General features: G+C 39.5%; 14 protein-coding genes and 2 pseudogenes. 3 read left to right on the top strand and 13 right to left on the bottom strand.

The window, feature by feature from the left end:
- Positions 1 to 64: 64 nt before the first annotated feature.
- Complete coding sequence (locus ACNSTQ_RS10500) at positions 65 to 292, bottom strand: hypothetical protein (protein WP_418199836.1); 228 nt, start codon at positions 290 to 292, stop codon at positions 65 to 67.
- A 283-nt stretch (positions 293 to 575) separates the two neighbouring features.
- Complete coding sequence (locus ACNSTQ_RS10505; protein WP_418199789.1) at positions 576 to 1,424, bottom strand: M55 family metallopeptidase; 849 nt, start codon at positions 1,422 to 1,424, stop codon at positions 576 to 578.
- Positions 1,425 to 1,578: 154 nt separating this feature from the next.
- Between ACNSTQ_RS10505 and ACNSTQ_RS10510 the strand changes: the two genes are divergently transcribed.
- Entirely contained in the window at positions 1,579 to 1,710 is a 132-nt protein-coding gene (locus ACNSTQ_RS10510; RefSeq protein ID WP_418199790.1) for a hypothetical protein, read from the top strand.
- A gap of 152 nt (positions 1,711 to 1,862) precedes the next feature.
- A complete protein-coding gene (locus ACNSTQ_RS10515) occupies positions 1,863 to 3,857 on the top strand; it encodes a S9 family peptidase (RefSeq protein WP_418199791.1) in 1,995 nt (664 codons plus the stop codon).
- Between the two features lie 339 nt (positions 3,858 to 4,196).
- Here ACNSTQ_RS10515 and ACNSTQ_RS10520 read toward each other — a convergent pair whose 3' ends face one another.
- From ACNSTQ_RS10520 to ACNSTQ_RS10530, 3 genes are all read right to left on the bottom strand, one after another.
- Positions 4,197 to 6,305 carry a methyl-accepting chemotaxis protein gene (locus tag ACNSTQ_RS10520; RefSeq protein WP_418199792.1) on the bottom strand — a complete coding sequence of 703 codons (2,109 nt, stop codon included), beginning with the start codon at positions 6,303 to 6,305 and terminating at the stop codon, positions 4,197 to 4,199.
- Positions 6,306 to 6,569: 264 nt separating this feature from the next.
- The gene (locus tag ACNSTQ_RS10525) at positions 6,570 to 7,007 is read right to left on the bottom strand and encodes an ASCH domain-containing protein (RefSeq protein ID WP_418199793.1); all 438 of its coding nucleotides are present in this window, start codon (positions 7,005 to 7,007) and stop codon (positions 6,570 to 6,572) included.
- Between the two features lie 137 nt (positions 7,008 to 7,144).
- Entirely contained in the window at positions 7,145 to 7,966 is an 822-nt protein-coding gene (locus tag ACNSTQ_RS10530) for an MBL fold metallo-hydrolase (protein WP_418199794.1), read from the bottom strand.
- 88 nt (positions 7,967 to 8,054) lie between these two features.
- Here ACNSTQ_RS10530 and ACNSTQ_RS10535 point away from each other — a divergent pair.
- Positions 8,055 to 8,320, top strand: a pseudogene (locus ACNSTQ_RS10535) (tetracycline resistance MFS efflux pump); the annotation flags it as partial.
- Between the two features lie 5 nt (positions 8,321 to 8,325).
- On the opposite strand, the pseudogene ACNSTQ_RS10540 reads toward ACNSTQ_RS10535, so the two are convergent.
- The 8 genes and pseudogenes from ACNSTQ_RS10540 to ACNSTQ_RS10575 all read right to left on the bottom strand — a co-directional run.
- Positions 8,326 to 8,472, bottom strand: a pseudogene (locus ACNSTQ_RS10540) (hypothetical protein); the annotation flags it as partial.
- Positions 8,473 to 8,566: 94 nt separating this feature from the next.
- Positions 8,567 to 9,136, bottom strand: coding sequence for a class D sortase (locus ACNSTQ_RS10545; protein WP_418199795.1), 570 nt, complete (start codon positions 9,134 to 9,136; stop codon positions 8,567 to 8,569).
- Between the two features lie 247 nt (positions 9,137 to 9,383).
- Positions 9,384 to 11,723 carry a family 16 glycosylhydrolase gene (locus ACNSTQ_RS10550; RefSeq protein ID WP_418199796.1) on the bottom strand — a complete coding sequence of 780 codons (2,340 nt, stop codon included), beginning with the start codon at positions 11,721 to 11,723 and terminating at the stop codon, positions 9,384 to 9,386.
- Positions 11,724 to 11,962: 239 nt separating this feature from the next.
- A complete protein-coding gene (locus tag ACNSTQ_RS10555) occupies positions 11,963 to 15,211 on the bottom strand; it encodes a hypothetical protein (protein ID WP_418199797.1) in 3,249 nt (1,082 codons plus the stop codon).
- Between the two features lie 118 nt (positions 15,212 to 15,329).
- A complete protein-coding gene (locus tag ACNSTQ_RS10560) occupies positions 15,330 to 16,340 on the bottom strand; it encodes a LacI family DNA-binding transcriptional regulator (protein WP_418199798.1) in 1,011 nt (336 codons plus the stop codon).
- A 52-nt stretch (positions 16,341 to 16,392) separates the two neighbouring features.
- Positions 16,393 to 16,998 carry a YesL family protein gene (locus tag ACNSTQ_RS10565; protein WP_373323157.1) on the bottom strand — a complete coding sequence of 202 codons (606 nt, stop codon included), beginning with the start codon at positions 16,996 to 16,998 and terminating at the stop codon, positions 16,393 to 16,395.
- Positions 16,999 to 17,141: 143 nt separating this feature from the next.
- On the bottom strand, positions 17,142 to 17,993 hold the full coding sequence (locus tag ACNSTQ_RS10570; RefSeq protein ID WP_216830812.1) for a carbohydrate ABC transporter permease: 852 nt from the start codon (positions 17,991 to 17,993) through the stop codon (positions 17,142 to 17,144).
- An 11-nt stretch (positions 17,994 to 18,004) separates the two neighbouring features.
- Positions 18,005 to 18,922 carry a carbohydrate ABC transporter permease gene (locus ACNSTQ_RS10575; protein ID WP_275119381.1) on the bottom strand — a complete coding sequence of 306 codons (918 nt, stop codon included), beginning with the start codon at positions 18,920 to 18,922 and terminating at the stop codon, positions 18,005 to 18,007.
- Positions 18,923 to 19,173: the final 251 nt, after the last annotated feature.

A 19,173-nucleotide genomic window follows, 5' to 3' on the forward strand; every position in this document is an offset into this window, starting at 1 on the left:
GTTAGTTTGGGTGTTAGCTCACCAACCGCCCTAGACATGCTTGTTTTATCGTTACATTAAATCATTACTCACAAACCGGATTTCGTTGAATCTTTGTAATCGATATATCGTTATAGAGCTTGGAATTTTCATTAATAATACAAACATAATTTACTGTCCAAATAAAAGTTGGTATTGTTTTCCCCTCTTCAAACATCATCGCCTCAAACTCATCGCCAACAAGATCTTCAAACATCTCTAGTGAGTAAGTTTCAGTGTCGGTAGTAAAGTCTTTCCATTGGCATAAAATCAATTTGATCAACTCCTTATGTCTTTCATACCTTTATATTAGCATGTAAAAGTTTGTGAAACAGTGAACAAACTTTGTCTCTTTTTAAAACGCTTTCATGTTTCTATCTGTTGTTAGACGCATAAAAGAAGTCAGGCTAATAAAATGCCTGTTTTTAGGCTTTTTACGGACACTTCATTATATAAAAAATTCGGTTTTAGCTTAAAAAAGCAAAAGGCCTTACTAATTCGGCCCTTTGCTTTAACTTTATCTGTGTGCTGTTACTTTTCTCAAACCCTATCTTAGTCTAGGCGTTCGCTTGTCCTAAAACACCTTGAGTTGCTGCCATTCCGATAATGACGCATCCCCACATGTGCTTATAAGCGGTCACCATATCCGGGGCAGTAAAGCGGATCGTCTTTGGACCGATAAGTTCCACTGAAGGAATGGTTGTCGTCATCAAAGCTTGGTTTGTCCCTTTAAAGTCAATTTCAAAAGTGATAGGTCCCTCCACTTTATAAGGCTCGACACTTTTAGCTTTTTCAACCGCTAATTGTGCTTTTTCTCTAATTAATTGCTGGGCTTTTTTGGGAGGAAGCAGTTCAGCCGCCAAGCGATCAATTCCTCGTTTGACAACAGCTGCTTCAACGTGAGGTAATGTCTCCTTCACTTCTTCCACATAAGCATCATCCCCAGTGATTAAAAGGGCCGGTACATTAAAATCACCTGCTACCGCTGCATTCAGCTCCGTTTCACCAACAACTTTGCCATTTATACGGAATTCGTTTACACATATACCGGCTAAAGAATGATTGATGACTGTACGTTCAGATCCACCTTCACGCCCATGGTGGCCAACAAACAAAATTCCATCATATGTATCGTCTAGACCTTCTAGCTGGCACATCACACGGTTATTACCAGAAATAAGACTTGCACGCTCATCAAGGTCCTCTATAAAAATATTGGACATATTTCCATGACCGTCAGCAACAACAACTTCTGTAGCACCGCCATTAAAAGCCCCTTCAATTGCAGCGTTAACATCTTGAGTCATAAGCTTTCTGAAACGCTGATATTCACTTTCCTTTTTTAGCTGGACGCCCGTAGCAACTCCTGTGACCCCTTCAATATCTGCTGAAATAAAAAACTTCATCCTTTTTCTCCCTCTTTCTTTTTCTGATTATTTCTAGTTTAAACTAAATTTAGTATACCTACAAAATGTTTGAAGACACTTAATCATGACACGTATTTATTACTTTAGCATTTAAAAAACAAAGTGAACAAAACCAACAAGCGGGGGAATTTCATTGTTCTTTTTTAAAGACTACGAACAAAACCTATTACAGTTACCCATAAAAGAAGTTTACGAAAAAGAAGACCTAATGACTGAACGTTTTTTATTTCTAAAAGATGAAAAGATAGAAGGGCATTTTGATTGATAGAATGATATCAGCCTTAATTCAGTAAAATGGTTTATTTCTTTTTCTAAAAATATAAAAGTATTTTGATTATACAAAAATAATTTTATTTTATTTCGAATGCCGAAATGTTATGATAGAAGAATAGATTGAAAGATATGGAGGAATTTATAATGACAAAACGTCCAATAACAGCAGATGACTTATGTAAGTTTAAGTTTGTAGGAGACCCTCAACTGTCCCCAAACAAAGACAAAGCAGCCTATGTTTTAACTCACGTCGATAAAGAGAAAGATGGCTATTATTCTTTTATCTATGTAACTGATCTGAGCGGAAACGGCAGACAGTTTACCTCTCATTATTCAACAGATAAATTAATAAAAGATACGGCTCCTACGTGGTCTCCAGATGGAAGCATGATTGCCTTCCGCTCCAACCGTTCAGGAAAAAATCAAGTTTGGCTCTTACATATTGATGGTGGTGAGGCTGTTCAAGTAACCGATGTGAAGCAAGGAGTTGGAGACTTCACTTGGTCTCCTGATGGAAGCCAGCTTGCCCTAACGATTTCCGGTGAATTGAAGCTTACCTCTCATAAGGAAGAAAAAACTGAAGAAAAAAGTGATGTTAAAGTAATTACTAGACTTCGCTATAAAGGTGATGGAGTTGGTATTTATAACGATGACCGCAAGCATGTTTATTTATTTGACATAGAGACAAAATCTTTTACTAAGGTTACTGAAGGTGATCATGACTTTTCACAGCCTCGTTTCTCCCCAGACGGGAAAAGTTTATTCTATATTGGAACGAAAGCAGAAGATAAAGAGTGGGGCTACCTTCCTGCGATTTGGAAATATGATATGGCTGCTAAAGAAGAGACCCTGTTTTATCAAGGAAATGGATATATTATGGCACCTTCCTTCTCACCAGATGGCAAATGGTTAGCCGTTGCTGGTCATACTCGTGGTGAAAGAAGTCAAGGTAACGCGAATGTCCTCTTACTTTCTTTAGAAACAGGTACTTTAACAAATTTAACAGAAAACTTTGATTATACCGTTGGCAACCTGGTAGGTGTGGATGCGAAGTATGACACAGCGGAGCTTCGATTAATTTGGAACTCTACTAGCAACCATATTTTCTTTGGTGCTACTGTTGGAGGAGATTGCCAACTATTTAAAGTAAATCTAAAAGGGGAAGTGTCTGCGGCCCTATCTCCAGCTGTCGCTTCTGTTTCTTCTTACGATATTGTTAGTGATGATCAAGCAGTACTGGTTCTAGCTACACCTCATTCGACAGGAGATTTAGTAACACAGGATCTAAATGATGTGAATAACATTAATCAGCTAACCGATTGGAACCAAGAGCTTTATAACGAGGTACATTTAAGCACTCCTGAAAACTTCCACTACAAGAGCACGGATGGTTGGGATATTGAAGGATGGGTAATGAAGCCTTATGGATTTGAGGAAGGAAAAACGTATCCGATGATCCTTCAAATTCACGGTGGTCCAGCAACAGCTTATGGTAATGGGTTGCACCACGAAATGCAATTAATGGCCTCAAAAGGTTATATCGTCCTATACACTAACCCAAGAGGAAGTCATGGATATGGGCATGATTTTGTAAATGCTGTTATTGGTGATTACGGTGGAATGGATTATGAAGATATTATGGCGGGTGTAGATTATGCTTTAGAAAACTTTAACTACATCGACCACGACCATTTATTCGTGACTGGTGGAAGCTACGGTGGATATATGACAAACGTTATCGTTACGCGTACAGACCGCTTTAAAGCAGCCGTTACCCAGCGTTGTATTAGTAACTGGCACAGCTTTTATGGCACAAGTGATATTGGCTTCTTTTTTACTGAATGGCAGCATGGGCATGCCGACTTATGGGACGATGTAGACAAACTAATCAAGCTGTCACCTCTACATTACGCTCGTAACGTCAAAACACCAACACTCATCCTGCACAGTGAACAAGACTTACGTTGTCCAATGGAGCAAGCAGAACAATGGTATGTGGCGCTTAAACGTCTAGGTGTGGAAACGATGCTAGTCCGCTTCCCAGATGAAGACCATAACCTTTCACGCTCTGGTAAACCGAAGCACCGCTTAGAGCGTTTACAGCATATTATTGGTTGGTTTGAAGATCGTAGGAATTAAGGATAAATTACTAGTAAAGGTTTCGACTGAAACGGTCACACCAATTGGCCTATCCTTCAATGAAGCTTATTTTTCCAAACCTAAAGAGGCGGCAACTTGATGCCGCCTCTTTTACTTTATTTTCGGTATTAATTAAGACCAGTTAACCATTAAATGCAGTCTTCTGACTGGTTAATAGCATATTTCTATCCTGTAATGTCCTTCATCAGCTCTATGAAGGACTCAAACGAAAAAATAGCATATCAATGATTGATATGCTATTTCTTTATACTTTTTACTAGTTTCTCCACGAAAATCGAACTACTTACGGAAACCCGCAAGCCCTAAACAGTCCATATTTTATAATCTAAATCGATTAATCATATCATTTAGTTGTTGCGCCACTTGGCTTAGTTCGGTTGCTGAAGCATTAATTTCTTCCATTGTCGCTAGCTGCTCTTCCGTTGAGGCAGCCACATTTTGTGTATTCATAGAGCTCTCTTGGGCAATTTTTGATAATTCGCTCATAGTTGCTGCAACTTCCTCTGAATTCGCTGATAGTTGTTGCGAAACAGCGGATACGTCATGAATTTGGTTACTGACTTCATCAATAGATGACATAATTTCACTAAAATCTAACCCTAAGCTTTCAATCACTCGTGTCCCCGCCTCGACTTGCGAAGTACCTTCTTCCATTACTTCTACAGCGTGAGAGGTTAAGTCTTGAACTTGAAGAATGATTTTAGAGATTTGAGAAGTAGAATTTTTCGTTTCTTCGGCTAATTTACGTACCTCATTAGCAACTACAGCAAATCCTTTTCCATGTTCCCCAGCTCTTGCTGCTTCAATTGCTGCATTAAGTGCTAGTAGATTTGTTTGCTCTGCTACGCCATTGATTAAATTCGTTATATTGCCAATTTCTTTCGAATGGTTACTCAGATCATTAATCACTTGCGACACATTCCCAACGAAATCTTTGATGATATTAAATTGATTCACTGATTCATTAACAGCTATACTTCCAGCCTTCGCTTTTTCTGTTGTTTTCGTTGAGAGATCGGATACTGTTCCAGATGCCTCAGCAATCTTTTGTATTCCTTCAGCCATTTCCTCAGATGCTAATGCACTTTCAGTTGCGCTACTTACTTGTGTTTCTGCTCCATTTGCGACCTCTTCTATGACGGTTGCTACTTGTTTTACTGCTTCTGTCGTTTGATCTATACTTGCTGTAAGTTCTTCAGATGAGGCCGCTATTTGTTCCGATATCTCTTTATTACTAAGGATAATCTCCTGAAACTCGCTAGCCATTTTATTAAAAGCTTCCCCAATCTGACTTGATTCGTCTTTGGTTTCCAAGCTCGTTTTAGCTGTAAGGTCACCATTTGCAAACTGCTCCATTTTTTCCTTGATATGCGTAATTGTGTTTCTAACACCAAAATAAAAGGACACAAAGAAATAGATGATTAATAAAGTTACAAAGATCGATATTGCTATAACCGTCGCTACCCTCGATTTCAATTCACTAATTTGCTGGTCTAAGCGATTGTCGATGACAACCATTCCTTTGTTCATCAATACGTATACGTTATCTAGTGATTCAGTGATTGTAGAAAAGAACGTACTTGTATCAACCCGTATCGACGATGCATTTAAGATCTGTTCTTCAATCAGATGAATAGACTTTTCTGCCGCCAATTGTGCCTCTCTATATTCAGCTGCAAGTTGTGTTTCAACTTCTGGACTTGCTGTAAATGCAAATTCTAACTTTCTACTTGTCGAGTGTAAATAATTCTCCATTGTCTTTATGTTAAACAATAAGTCTAGACGTTCTTGATCTGACATTTCCTGATTATTTACAATCGCTGTCCCTACCGCACGTGACATTCCCATATATTCTGCCATATTAGGGAGATCTTCTAATAATGAACTAACTAGAAAAGAATTAGCCTTATCGGTATCTAAAATTAAGTTCGAAGTCGTTGCGATATACATCTGAAAATCAACTAGCTCTCTAATATAATTGCTATGTACATTGATCGTTTCTTCGGAGCTATACGAGTATACATTGGAACTAATTTGGGTCCAGCCTTGTTTGATGTCATCCCATTGATGTTCGACAAGTAACCCCTTACCTAAGCGTTCATTTATTTGATCAATGTTTTGAATAATTGCTGTGATACTCTCTTGTCTTTGTCCCATATCTTCTTTAACATGGGTTCCGCCCTGCAAGTACGTTACAGAAAGACCTCTGTGTTGCTGAACAAGTTGAACAAATTGACTCAATTCACTAATATATTCAATTCCTTCTCTTTCCTTCTCAGCAAAGGCCACTCTGTCATTGGCATCATCTATCAAAAAGAATAATACGACAAGTAGCGGCACTAGAAATAATAGTAAAATTAATGAAAATTTCTTTATGTACGAAAGTTTATTCATTAGGTGGATACCTAATCCAAAAAAGTTCCTCATATTTCTTCTCCTTCTCTGCCCACTCTAAGATCGCTCACATTGCTAGGAGAACCTATTACTGATTGAATCATTTTATAAAAGTGTGCCGTAAGTTTATTAAAGAAATTATACTAAAATAGACCTAAGTTAGATGTGAAAAAAGTCACACTGCTCCACTTTAAGTTCATTCATTCTTAATCTATTTTATAGTTCTATAGACGCTTATAACTTGTTGGTGCATACGTGAAAAAGCGTCATTCGTTACGAATGACGCTTTGCCAATCTCTAACCATTCAAATAGACCTCATGCTCCCATAACCCCAGTTTTCCTTTAGCAGGAATAAAGTGATCTAACATACACATATCCTCAACGACCCAAACATAGCCCCCTTCAGGATAACCTCCTAAGAAGTAGTCATTCCCAGATACTTGTCGTCCATCTTCTAACACTGCCCATGTTTGGTGGTTTTCCATTACCTTAAAGCACTCTTTAAGCTGGCAGACAGCAATTATTTGCCCGGTTGGTAAATCCTGAACGGTATACCCGTGCTTGGCTAATAATGACTGTACGGCACGATGGTTACATACAGCCTTATGGATTTTTTTACTTGTATGTATCGCTAAAGGCCCACGGTAATTTGTCTTCCAACTCCTCGTTTCATACTGAGCTTCCCGAAGAACAAAAAGGCTTGCCCAGGGCTGTATCATGGATAATACTTTCATGTCTCGCCCTCCAACCAGAAAAGCTAACTTTTTTATAGTTTTTCCCAGCTGAAAATATAATATAAAGCAAAAATTAGTTTAGGTGTGGAAGGGTCTATTTAATTATTCACTTAATGTACGTTTTTCTATTCTAAAGTTTATGATACTAGTGTTTCCTGTTTAATGATGGAGCGGATAATATGGATCGAGTCCCATTCCCCTGCAGAAAAAAACGTTATTGGGTATTTTCTAGGAAACAACTCATTATTAATTGCCTCTGGAGTCTTCCCTTCGTCATACAGCTTTAATATATTTCCTTGGATGTCCAACAAATAATCTAGTTTGTTTCTTAAAGCCGTTCGTCCATTACTTAAGTGGCCTGCGTGATTGCAGAACACATCATCAAAGTCATAGGTTAAGACTCTTTCCAGCGATGCGATAATGACAGGAATGCTTTCTTCCCGCAGTACAACCTTTGTCTTCTCCTGACAATAAAGGTCCCCAGTAAAAAGCTGTCCTGTTTCCTGATTAAAAAAAGCAAGGTGGTCAATCGCATGTCCCGGAGTTTCAATTACACTCCATGTTGCATTTGCAGATTGAAAGGTATCACCAATTGGGCTCGCGTGGAAAGGTCTGCGTTTCCCCCAGAACAATTGGCGATAGAGCGGATAATCGGCCTTTTTCTTGCAGTATTCAATCATTGTATCTTTCATAAATAGAGGCACTTGATGCTCCTTTTGTAAATACGCTGCACACCCTGTATGGTCTTCATGAAAGTGTGTCATTACGACTTTTTCAATATCCAATTGTTTAAAAAACGGGACAAATAATTTTTCTAATGATTTAGCACCTGTATCAATTAAGACACCATCAACGAAAAAGCAATGCACATTTAGCTTTACACTCTTAAAAGCTACTGTACCATTGCCCATCTGCACTCCATTCACTGTCTCTTGGGCAAAGCTTTTTTTAAATAACACAGCCTCTTCCCCCTCGCCTTTACTTCTTTTTATCATAGTAACACGAAATGAATGATTATTCAGTCATTTTATTCAAGAAGAGTTTAAAGGTCCGGTTCCCATTCTGTTTATTTTGCAATGGTTTGTCTCTTTGTCACTAGCTGGACTTGAAGCAACTATTGCTTACTTTGCTTATGAAAGGGCAAATTTAGGTGCAGTATAGTTATGATATATCTTTGTGATCATGGGCTTAGCAGGTGCACTGGTTCGAGGAGGCCTAGTTAGACTAACGAAGAAATACCGAGAAGGATCAGAGTTATACAAATTGGAATTATCATTTCAGCAATCGGCTTCGGTTTAATTTTAATTATATATAGCTAACTTGTTGACCCAAATTTTCCTACTGTACGAACATTATGGTTGTTCGTAACTGGATGTCCCTGCCTATTGGTTAACGTGTCTTCCGTTTCATTCGTTCCTGTTACTTCGTTTTCGTCTTTCAATATAACCCTCCTTTTGGTGTTCAATGACCAATATGTCCACCTAAAAAACTCCAAAACCCAAAGCAGAACTTTCATTAAAAAAGAGCAAACATGAACCAAAGAAGGATCACGTTTGCTATTATTGACTCATAGGTTTTGCATAAATAATATAACGATCTCGTGCTGCCCCCACAAAGTTAAATGGATAGCAAGTCGACAATGTGAGAATCTCATTAGGCGCTGTTGAGCGTATAACGGTACGATCATCTGCATCAACAATTTCCGATTCGTACATTACATAAACAAATTCACCATAAGGCATATTCACGACAAATTGATCTCCATTTTCTAATTTTCCAAAGTCTCGGAATACCGTATCACGATGTCCAGAAAGTAGAATTTGATCATTTTCACCAGGAAAAGCGGTAGTCGTAAAATGTCCTACTCCTCGGCTTAATTCCTCTTCATCTGTACCAGATATTATTGGGATTTCCTTTTCCAAGCGAGGAATGTACAACGTTCCAATTACATCCCCATCCTCAACCTTCATATCACTTGCACTCTTCATTTTTCCCTTCGGTTCTGCTAGAATTTTTTTTGCTTCTGCCATCGACTCATTCTGCTTTGTATAGCCTTTATATAATTCATATCCTCCGAATGTTAAAAATCCGATTCCTAGAAAGATAATGATACACGCGATTACTTTCATTTAAATCTCTCCCTTAGTTGCATGAAAGTTTCTTCTTAAAACCTATCATATAAAAGTATATGTGTATTCTAGTTACAAGTACAAGAGGAATCCTCCCTACCTTAATAGTTAGAGAGGTAACCTATCTAATAGAGATGTCATGCAACAATATGTTAAAATTTTGATATTAACCATTAGTTATAATTATATAGCGCTCATATAACGAGAGGACCGTGTTAACTACGGCCCCCCTCGTTTCCATACTAATCTACATCTCTACTTGATTTTTCCGTTTTCGAACAAAGTAAAGAGCAGTACCTACAACAAGTAAGATCAAACCAATCGTTAGGTAAGTATAGTTGCTTGTCGCTGTATTTGGTAATTTGTTCTCTTTCTCTTTCTCCTTCTCTTTCTCATTACTCTTTTCTGTTTCTGTACCCTTCAATTTCTTATTATCTTCTCCTTTTTCTTTCTTTATAGGAGTCTCTGAACCTGGCTTGTCCTTGTTACCTTGTTCAACACTTTCTGGTTCGTCTTTTGCTGACTCCTCATTCTCTTTCTTTTTCTCTTCTTCGACTTCCATTACAGCGACTAGCCTTACATTATCGATTTTAATCGTGTTACCATCTTTAAGTACTGCGTCTTCTGCCGCTCTTCCAAGTCCGAACAAGAACTTATAAGTTCCATCTTCTGCTACCTCAAAGATAGATTCATAGGTTTGAATTTCACTTCCCACTGTAAATGTCTGGATGGGAACTGCTGCGCCTGCTAACTCAACATAAACTGGACGCTCTAATTCCGAGCTCATATCAAAGGCGATTTTGTACATGCCACTTGGTACTTCAATTCCATCTTGGAACAATTGAATATGCCACCATTCCCAGCCTACTTGTTGGATCACAGCATTTGCGGCTTCATCAACTACCGAGAAATCAGCGAGTCCTGCGCCCTCCTCGTACAGGCCTTGATTATGAATATTCCAACCTTCAAGCAAGTTTTCCCCAAAGCCAAATTCTGTTGTCGATTCAAACGATCCATCAAATAACAAGTTTTCCCCTACTTCCTTCCATTGCTTTTTTGCAGGGTCAATCTGATCTGATGGGTCAATAGGATCGACTGGGTCAGCCTGATCATTCCGATCTAACGGGGCAATTTCTTCCACCTTCACGTTCCCAATCCACACCGAATTGGTATTCAGTCCCATATTAAACTCCAAACGAGATGCTACATCCGTATCCTGCTGCATTTGAAAAGATAACTCATAGGATTGTACCTGGCTCGTCAACGAAAAATCACGGTTGGGAGAATAGGCAGTATAACCACGTTCCGGTCCACCACCTAGCTTCACGTTCAGATTACGGTCTGTTATTGATTTTGCATCAAAACTAAGCTTGTACCAACGCCCTTTCCCAAGCGTCACATTCTGAATGAGCTGTACTGAGTACGGTTGGCTGCCACCTTGAGTAATATCAACCTTTGCGAACCGCTTCCCTTCAAGAGTGTCCACTGTTGCTATCCCTTTGCCATTAAAATCCGGTAAGTAAACTAGATTCCAGTAAAGAGGGTCCCAATCATGTTCCAGTTCACTGTGATTGGAGATCGTTGTAAACCCTTCTTCAAAATTGGGATCGTATACATAATTGTCGTCGATTGCTGTTTTTGCATTACTAGGAAGTTCTTCCACCTCAAAAGCTGGCTCTACCGGTTCTCGGTATTGGTCTTCTGGTAACTCGTAAACTCGCACATAATCTACTACCATTTCCCCTGGAAACGGCGTCGTTTCATCAGGATTACCACCATACCAACCCCCAACAGCAAGGTTTAAAATAAGGTAAAACTCTTGGTCAAATGGTGCAGGATAAGCAAAAGGTTCCGAATTACCAATTCCTGTGGAACTCCAATTATTTAATGTTTGATATAATTCTCCATTCACATACCATCGAATTTCTCCTGGCTCCCACTCAACAGCATAAACATTGGAGTCGGTTACATCTTTTCCTTCTGGAAAATAATAATCCTTAGCAGTATACGTGTTATTTGGCCATTGCCCACCATAGTGAATCGCTCCACCAATTTTATGTGGAGTTGCACCAGCGTTTTCCATAATATCAATTTCACCGGAAGCTGCCCAGCTACCGTACACGTCATCTTCAGGCATCATCCAAAATGCAGGCCAAAATCCTTGTCCTGCAGGGAGTGCCATTTTCGCTTCAAAACGGCCATATTTCTGACTAAACTTACCTTGAGTATGAATTTTCCCAGATGTGTAGTTATATGTCCCGTTCTCATCAGATACCGTTTCCTCTTTAGCTTGAATAATCAACTGTCCATTTTCCACACGCACATTTTCTTCTTGATAGGATTGAAGTTCTTCATTCCCCCAACCAGAAATAAACGTGCCGTTATCATCATAAAATCCATTCCCGATATCATAACTCCATTTACTTGAGTCTAATTGGTCACCTTCAAACTCATCTTCCCAGACGAGTGTCCAATCTCTTTCATCTCCACCACCGGTACCTTCCGCACTAGCAGTACCTTTCATAAAACTGAAGTTGGAGCCGAGCAACAAAAATACTAAGAACAGACTTAATAATTTCTTCAACATCCTAATCCCCCCATTTTTAAAGTGAATTTTCATGATAATTTTAGACACACCCTGCAGCTATGTATGGTATGGACCACCCCCCTACGTACTTAAGTCATAAAAAAATAAAGTGGAAACACTCTGTACTTTTTCAATGTCTATCACGAAAGCGCTTTCGAAATTCCTGAAGCTTATGCATACCATATGTATTTAAAGTGAAGGGTTAAGAGAGAGACAAACATACCCCTCTCCCAAAGCCTTTACCCTAGCTCTACTACCATCTTTGTAACTTCTCCATTTCGGATCGCTACGGCAAGATCACCCACTAGCTCATCGGCCCCCACTCGTTGAGTCGTGCTGGCATCACCTGCAAAACTTAACTCTACCGATACCGGCACAACTCCATCAGCGCCATAAGTATTTCTCTTCTTCTTATTTACGTAGGTAACCTCTGTCTTTCCAAGGAACTTAAATGAGACCTCGCCGTTTTCATCGAACATCCAGTTTGGAAGTGTCGGCTTAAGTTGACATACGAGCTTCCCGTCTTTTCCAATTTCACCCTCGAAACGGAATGGTTTATCCCCTGCCATCATGACAAACCACATGTTCATAAACTCAATAGTGGAACCACTTAAGCGGGAGACAAACCCTCGTCCATGTAATTCAGCATTAGGATTAGCACTGCTGGCAATGAACGATGAGTTCTCCAAAGTACTTCTGCCATATACTTTTGGATCGAGAAATGGAATCATCGCTTTTTTCATATCTTCGAAGAATTCATCCGTTAACCCAGCCTTCAGCGTAGCTAACAAATATTTATATTCCATGTGGAGGAAAATCGACTCATTTTCCAGCCAACCTGGCGTGAATGACTTCGCACGACCTAGCTCCAACGGTTCTTCTGCAATACTCATGGACGTTTTATACATGTGAAGTTTTTTATCATAAATATCAGAAGCCTTCACTTTATCGTAAAGTTCCTTTGCAAGACCTTGGTCCTCAGTAACCTTCAACTGCTTGACTACTCCCTCTAAAAACGGAGTTACAGGTCTTGGAATCCATTGTAGATCTGCTGTATTTAACTCTTCATCCACCGTTCCCTCTGGCTCAAAGTAAAAATAAGTTGGGATCAGTGGAGTGCCATAGGCTTCGACTCTTTCAACCGCTTTGTCCACTCTGGCTTTCAAAATGTTTATAATCTGTTTCGCCTTATCAAGGGAATAAACGACTTCCTCCCCGGCTATACCTGCGTAAATAGCGTCACGGTAATTTTCCCTGTGCTTCGTTACTCGATCCCAATAGCTAAGCTCCAACTGGTCCGCTTCAGGCCTGCTATCCGTTTCTTTGTCAAGGTCGGAATGCTCAGTTGGATCCAAGTCTCCCCTTTTAAGGTCCTCCATCTCAGCCACGATGTTTTTCAAAAATGCGTCTACTTCCATAGGCAGTACAAGTTCTCCGCCACTTTCCACCTCAAGTAGAATCTGGAGTAATCGTTTTAACTCAAACAATTCTGAGGTGCTAGATCCAAACATCCCAGGCAAACCATTTAACGAATCGTTCCAGCCAGGTTTATCCCCTTCCATCTCAACTCCTAACCCAAATGGAGCGAGGGTTGATGCTTTCACTAACCCGAGGATAAATAACTTAGAGTATAAGTTCGTTTGGTAGATGTCGCCGTTACCATAATTATCTCTGATCCAAAGGACACCATCATTGGCCGCTGCTTTCGTAACCTTGTCTTCTATTTTTTCCACGGCATGATACTGCCTTAGCTTTCCATTATTCACCACGTACTTTTCTTTTCGGCTCTTCACACGCACTGGACTTTCAAAAAAGCGGTAGGTAGGTTTGAAATAGAAATCATCCTTCCTATCAGGATAAATCGCTAAGTAACTGTCGATTAAATCCAAATTGTATGTCCAGTGATCCATCCAGTAACCCTCACCGAATTCAGCTTTTTGCTCTTCTTCAGACACAAGTAACACATTTGTTAAAAAGACCTCGAAGCTGTCCGCAAGTTCAATTCCTTCCTCTTCCACAAAATGCTTCAGTTCCCCTGGGGTATAGCTTGCAGCAAGAAAGGCCTTGAGTTTTTCCATATGACCTGCATGTATAACTTCAGAAAAATCCAGCTCCCCTGTTAAACGGAAGCGCACTCCTTTTACAGCTAAAGGATTGTATCCATCGAGTTGAAGCAAGTTCATAAATAAATTCACGTTGTAGTCCTCGACCTTCGGTTCAAAGAAAATATCACAACGGCGGTTTTGGTTAATATCGCGATAGTTTCCGTTCCCTTGCGAGTAATACGTCGGACTTATAGAGAAGAAATTATAATCCCGTTCTAAGTCCCCGTGCTTCCTTGAAAACAAGTAATACACTTTCTTTGCTGTCTCATTTTCAAAAGTGATAGGAAAGCCACCACGAAGGCCATTATCTAGGAAGCTTTGCTCGGTGTAAGCATCAAACAAAGGCTGTCCAGAACGCGTTTTTATTTTTTCCGTAATCGGTTTCGTAATCGACTTCGCCTGCACCTTCATCTCTTTGAGTTTGCCGATGGTAAGTTCCTTCATTACATATGATTGCACCGTACGAAGACTCTTCGCATGGCCAATGACCGTGTGAAACTCAAACACTTCGTCAGGCTTCAACGTCACTCGTTCCCCAGAGAAACCACAAGAAACTTTATTTGTCGTTTGTTGGGGTTCGGACAGTAGATTTTCGATCGAAGTTGTTAAAAATAGACGCGGTACATGTAGAGAAGTATCTGTACCAAAAATAACGTCTCTGTCAATGATTGGTTCAACGATTTTTTCACCATTCGGGCCACGGGAAAAGCTAACATAAAAGTTCCCATGATGAATTTCCTTCACCTCGGATGAATCCTCAATGCTTCCACGCAAACGATAAAAAGGGATATTCTGCTCTAAATTCTCTACATCAAACCAGCTTTTGATTGTATTCCCTAATTCTTTATAAGCTGCGTTCGGCACACCACTAGGGAAAAGAGAGGGTAAGCCATCGAGAAATTCAATCGTTCGCTCTTTTTTAGAGATGTTCGTAAGCGTCACCTGACGAACAAGACCTGCAACAGCGGCTTCAGGTAAAATAAAGTATTCTACCCTAACCATTAGACCAACTTCATGATGAATATATTCTAATTCAAGGCTGTTCTCCGAAATGGTCATTTTTTCTTCAATCGATTCGCTCGCACTGCTTTGTGGGGAGAAGGGCTCTAAGAAGATAACTTTGTCCTCTTCTATTACCTTAATAAACGTCCGGAAGCCTTGTACTTGCACATTTTGATAAGATTTATCTGCTGGCAAAAATTCCATCATGGCATGATTTTTATCTTGAATCCCAAAGCTAGCAATCCCTTGACCACGGTTAACATAAAACACCCACATAGGGATTCCATTCACCCCTGCAATGCCTGGTAAAAAACTAGAAAAAGGGGCTTGCTCTTGATAATTACTAATTTCAAACGTTTGATTTTCCGTTAATTTGTACATCGTATCACCTTCCCACATTTGTTTTCTGAAGACAAAAATACCAAGTGTTCCTCAACTTATCATGAGCAACTAAAGCGCTTTCGTAATCAATAAAAAAATATATCTGTAGACCAATAAACTACTCTATTGGTCTACAAGATGTTCTTTCAATCAATCTAACTGGTATTTTTATAGACATAAACTGCTTTTCCTTCAAATTAATTTGTTCGAAAAGGAGGCTTGCAGCCGTTTTACCAATAAGGGTTGTATCCTGTTTGATCGTCGTTAAGCCAGGGGTCATGTATCTTCCAATTTGAATATCGTCAAAGCCGATGATGGAAATGTCATCTGGTACCTTTAACCCCGCTTCTTGGATAGCCGTAATGGCACCAATGGCCATCAAGTCTCCAGCCACATAAACGGCTGTAGGTTTATCCTCTAGCTTCAAGAGCTTTTCCATCGCTTCTTTTCCTCCATCGTAGGTGAAAACTCCACCATCCACGATGTATTCCTTTGGAATAAGAAGGCCATTCTTCTTCATGGCACTCTGAAAGCCCTTCAACCGTTGTTCTCCTACATACAATTTCTTACTTCCGGATATATGTGCTATTTTTTGGTGGCCTAAGGAATACAAGTAATCGACCGCTAACTCACTGCCATGGATGTTATCACTGTATACGGCACTAGCACCTCTCATGTCGAGGTCGATCACAACAGATGGAATATCCGATTCCATTAACCGTTCCACTTCTGGTGAATTCATATTGGAACAAACGACTACAACCCCATCAACACCTCGATAACGGAAGTGGTCTAAATAGGATTTCGGTTCATTTCCTATATTGTTGGATGCGAAAAGAAGGTCATAACCTTCCTTCTCTGCAGATTTTTTAAAGCTCTCAATAACAGCATTAAAGAAAGGGTGTTCCATTCCAATTCCTGAATCCTCTACGAAAACGACCCCAATTGTCCAAGATTTCTTGGTCGAAAGCGTCCTGGCACTAGAGCTAGGAAAATAACCTAATTCTTCTACAGCTTCGTTTATTATTTTCTTAGCTTTTTCTCCTACATCGGAGTAGTTATTTAAAACCTTGGAAACAGTACTGATGGAATAGCCTGTCTTTTTGGCGATATCATAAATCGTGGCCATACTTAGTTCCCCCTTTCTCTTAGCTATTGCATAGCTTCCTCAACATCTACGTTTAGACTGCATTATATTTTTTGAACACCGAATAGTTAATACTCATCAGCACATAGGCAAAGACACTAATACCAATGGCAATGAAAATTTTTGGGAAATTAATAGCTACCAACAAGTAAGCCAACAGCCAAACTAGCTGCAACAATGCCGTCATCGGACGAGCAAACACAAGTCCTGCAGCTGCTTTTAAGTATTGGCTCGTCTTTTTATATTGGAAATGGGCCATTACGGAGAAAGTGTTTAAAAAAGTCATCACTGCGATGGTTCCGATTCCGAATATAACGAGATAGATATAGAAGTGAATCGACTCTTGGTAGAAGTACGTAACAAATGAGAAGTTCACATAAATAATATAAAACACTATTGCAAAGAATGCACCTAGAAGATTCGACCTGACAAATTCCCCTTTATAAAATTTTAAGTAGTTGCTGAAAAGAGGGAAATGCGGATCTCCTTTTATCCATTCTCTTACCACTCGAAACAAGGCTACCGTCGCTGGCATAAATCCAAACACACCTAGTCCCATTACAAAGAACAACAACCATAAAATGTTTAACGCTATGAAGCGATAGACCGTATCTGCGATTAAATAAATGATTCTGCCCAACTTCGTCACCCCGTTTTTTCTCGATGTATGGTGTAGAGAATTTATTTGGTGTTCCTGTACCTTAGGTGACAGAAACACCAAGAGTTTATACTTTTGAATATAGCTTTAGCATTCTAACTTGCCCAACTGTCTCAATAAACCTATTAACTCTTCACAGCACCTTCTGACAAGCTTTGAATAAATAATCGATTAAATAATAAGAATACAATAATTAAAGGTACTGTCGCCCAGAACGTTCCAGACATAATCATACCATAGTCCATTTGACGAGCGTCATTCAACGCACGTAATGCAACTTGCAGCGTGTGCACTGACGGATCACGTAACACAACAAGTGGCCATAAGAAGTCGTTCCACACGTGCATGAACACGATGATCCCCAGCGTTGCAAAAGCAGGAAGTATCATTGGTACTACAACATTCCAATAAATTCGGAAGTTAGAGCATCCGTCAATTTTCGCTGCCTCAATAATTTCATAAGGCACACCGTCTTTAATGTACTGCCTCATCCAAAAGATACCGAATGCATTAATAAGTCCAGGAATGATAAGTGCTTTAAAGTCATTCAACCATCCAAGAGTCGTGATGATGTAGTACTGCGGAATTAATCCTAACTGCGGTGGCACCATCATCGTCACTAAAATCATTACGAACAATACATTTTTCCCTTTAAACTCTAACTTAGCGAACGCATAACCTGCGAGTGAACATAAGAATAGTGTTCCAATCGTAATCGTTGTGGCAACGTAAAAGGAGTTCCACATTGCTCCGAAGAAATCGATATTGTTCGTTACCTTTTGAAAGTTCTCCACCAAATGTTTCCCAGGTGTAAACGGTGGTGGAACTGCGTTAATCTCTCTATTTAAGCGAGTCGCCATCACGAACATATAATAAAATGGAAACAGGGAAACTAAAGATCCAACGGTTAAAAATAAGTAGATAGATGCTTTTTTAATTGAGAATTTCCCTTCTCCAACTTCTTTTTTGACTGCCATAATAGTCCCCCCTAACTAACTTTTTTCGAACGGCCAATTCGATTCGTAATGAATAGGTTAATTGCCGTAAGTGTAATGATGATGAAAAACAGGACAATTGCTGCTGCAGATGCGGTTCCAAATGAATTGTAAACAAATGCATCTCTCCATAGGTAAGCTACCATAGTAATCCCTTCTTCACGCAAACCTCGTCCTAAGAAAATTAATGGCTCTGTGAATAACTGCAAACTTCCGATCGTTGCTGTGAATACAACAAACATCGTAATAGGCTTCAGCATCGGGAGTGTAATGAGACGTATCTGCTGAAAGAGAGTTGCTCCATCCATCTTCGCTGCCTCGTAAAGTTCTCTAGGAATACTCTGCATCCCAGCTAAGAAAATAATGGTGTTGTATCCTACCCAACGCCAAAATACCATTGTGGCAATAGCTATTTTTACCGGCCAGTATTCTGCATTCCATCGGATTGGACCCATATCAAAAAAGCTCAGAACATAGTTGGCAAATCCAAATGGCTGATTATTAAATACAACCCCGAAGATAATGGCCACAGCTACAATTGATGTGATATATGGTAAGAAAATGAACGTTCTAAATGTATTACGGAAACGTATAAGTGTTGAATTTAAAGCAAAAGCGATGATGATCGCTACTATGATTTGTGGCAATGTTCCTAGCAAACCGATAATAAACGTATTTTTTATCGCCGAATAGAATACTGGGTCATTAAGAATAAATTTGAAGTTATCGAACCCGTTGAATGTCATCGGGTTCAAACCATCCCAGCGAAAGAACGATAAATAAAAGCTGAATATCATTGGGAACAATCCAAAAATGGCAAACAAAATAAAGAATGGAGAGATAAATAAATATGCCGATAAACCAGTTCGTCGTTTCTCAGTTAGCCATTTGGCCTTTTTAGTCGTCTCCAATGTTGTTACCCCCTAACAGAAAATATTTTTATGTTTTTACTATGAATGTAAAGATAAATTTTTAACTTTTAAAACAGTCTAGCTTGACCGCCCATAGACGTTGAGGCACTTTACTCGCCTCAGTGGGCAGCTAACCATTGGCAATGACACTTTTCTTTCTTGTTGGTTTTCGAGAATGTCCTTGGATAGGAATACAATGCTTCTTATCAGTTTCCAGAATATCTCTACAGTAAAGCCATCCTCGAAACCAA

Source organism: Alkalihalobacterium sp. APHAB7 (assembly GCF_048323755.1).
Lineage (GTDB): Bacteria > Bacillota > Bacilli > Bacillales > Bacillaceae_F > Alkalihalobacterium.

What these genes read in the sequence shown, in the direction of transcription:
- ACNSTQ_RS10555 (WP_418199797.1), bottom strand. Translation starts at nt 15,211, where the DNA reads ATGTACAAATTAACGGAAAATCAAACGTTTGAAATTAGTAATTATCAA.
- ACNSTQ_RS10545 (WP_418199795.1), bottom strand. Translation starts at nt 9,136, where the DNA reads ATGAAAGTAATCGCGTGTATCATTATCTTTCTAGGAATCGGATTTTTA.
- ACNSTQ_RS10570 (WP_216830812.1), bottom strand. Translation starts at nt 17,993, where the DNA reads ATGGCAGTCAAAAAAGAAGTTGGAGAAGGGAAATTCTCAATTAAAAAA.
- ACNSTQ_RS10525 (WP_418199793.1), bottom strand. Translation starts at nt 7,007, where the DNA reads ATGAAAGTATTATCCATGATACAGCCCTGGGCAAGCCTTTTTGTTCTT.
- ACNSTQ_RS10520 (WP_418199792.1), bottom strand. Translation starts at nt 6,305, where the DNA reads ATGAGGAACTTTTTTGGATTAGGTATCCACCTAATGAATAAACTTTCG.
- ACNSTQ_RS10505 (WP_418199789.1), bottom strand. Translation starts at nt 1,424, where the DNA reads ATGAAGTTTTTTATTTCAGCAGATATTGAAGGGGTCACAGGAGTTGCT.
- ACNSTQ_RS10515 (WP_418199791.1), top strand. Translation starts at nt 1,863, where the DNA reads ATGACAAAACGTCCAATAACAGCAGATGACTTATGTAAGTTTAAGTTT.
- ACNSTQ_RS10560 (WP_418199798.1), bottom strand. Translation starts at nt 16,340, where the DNA reads ATGGCCACGATTTATGATATCGCCAAAAAGACAGGCTATTCCATCAGT.
- ACNSTQ_RS10550 (WP_418199796.1), bottom strand. Translation starts at nt 11,723, where the DNA reads ATGTTGAAGAAATTATTAAGTCTGTTCTTAGTATTTTTGTTGCTCGGC.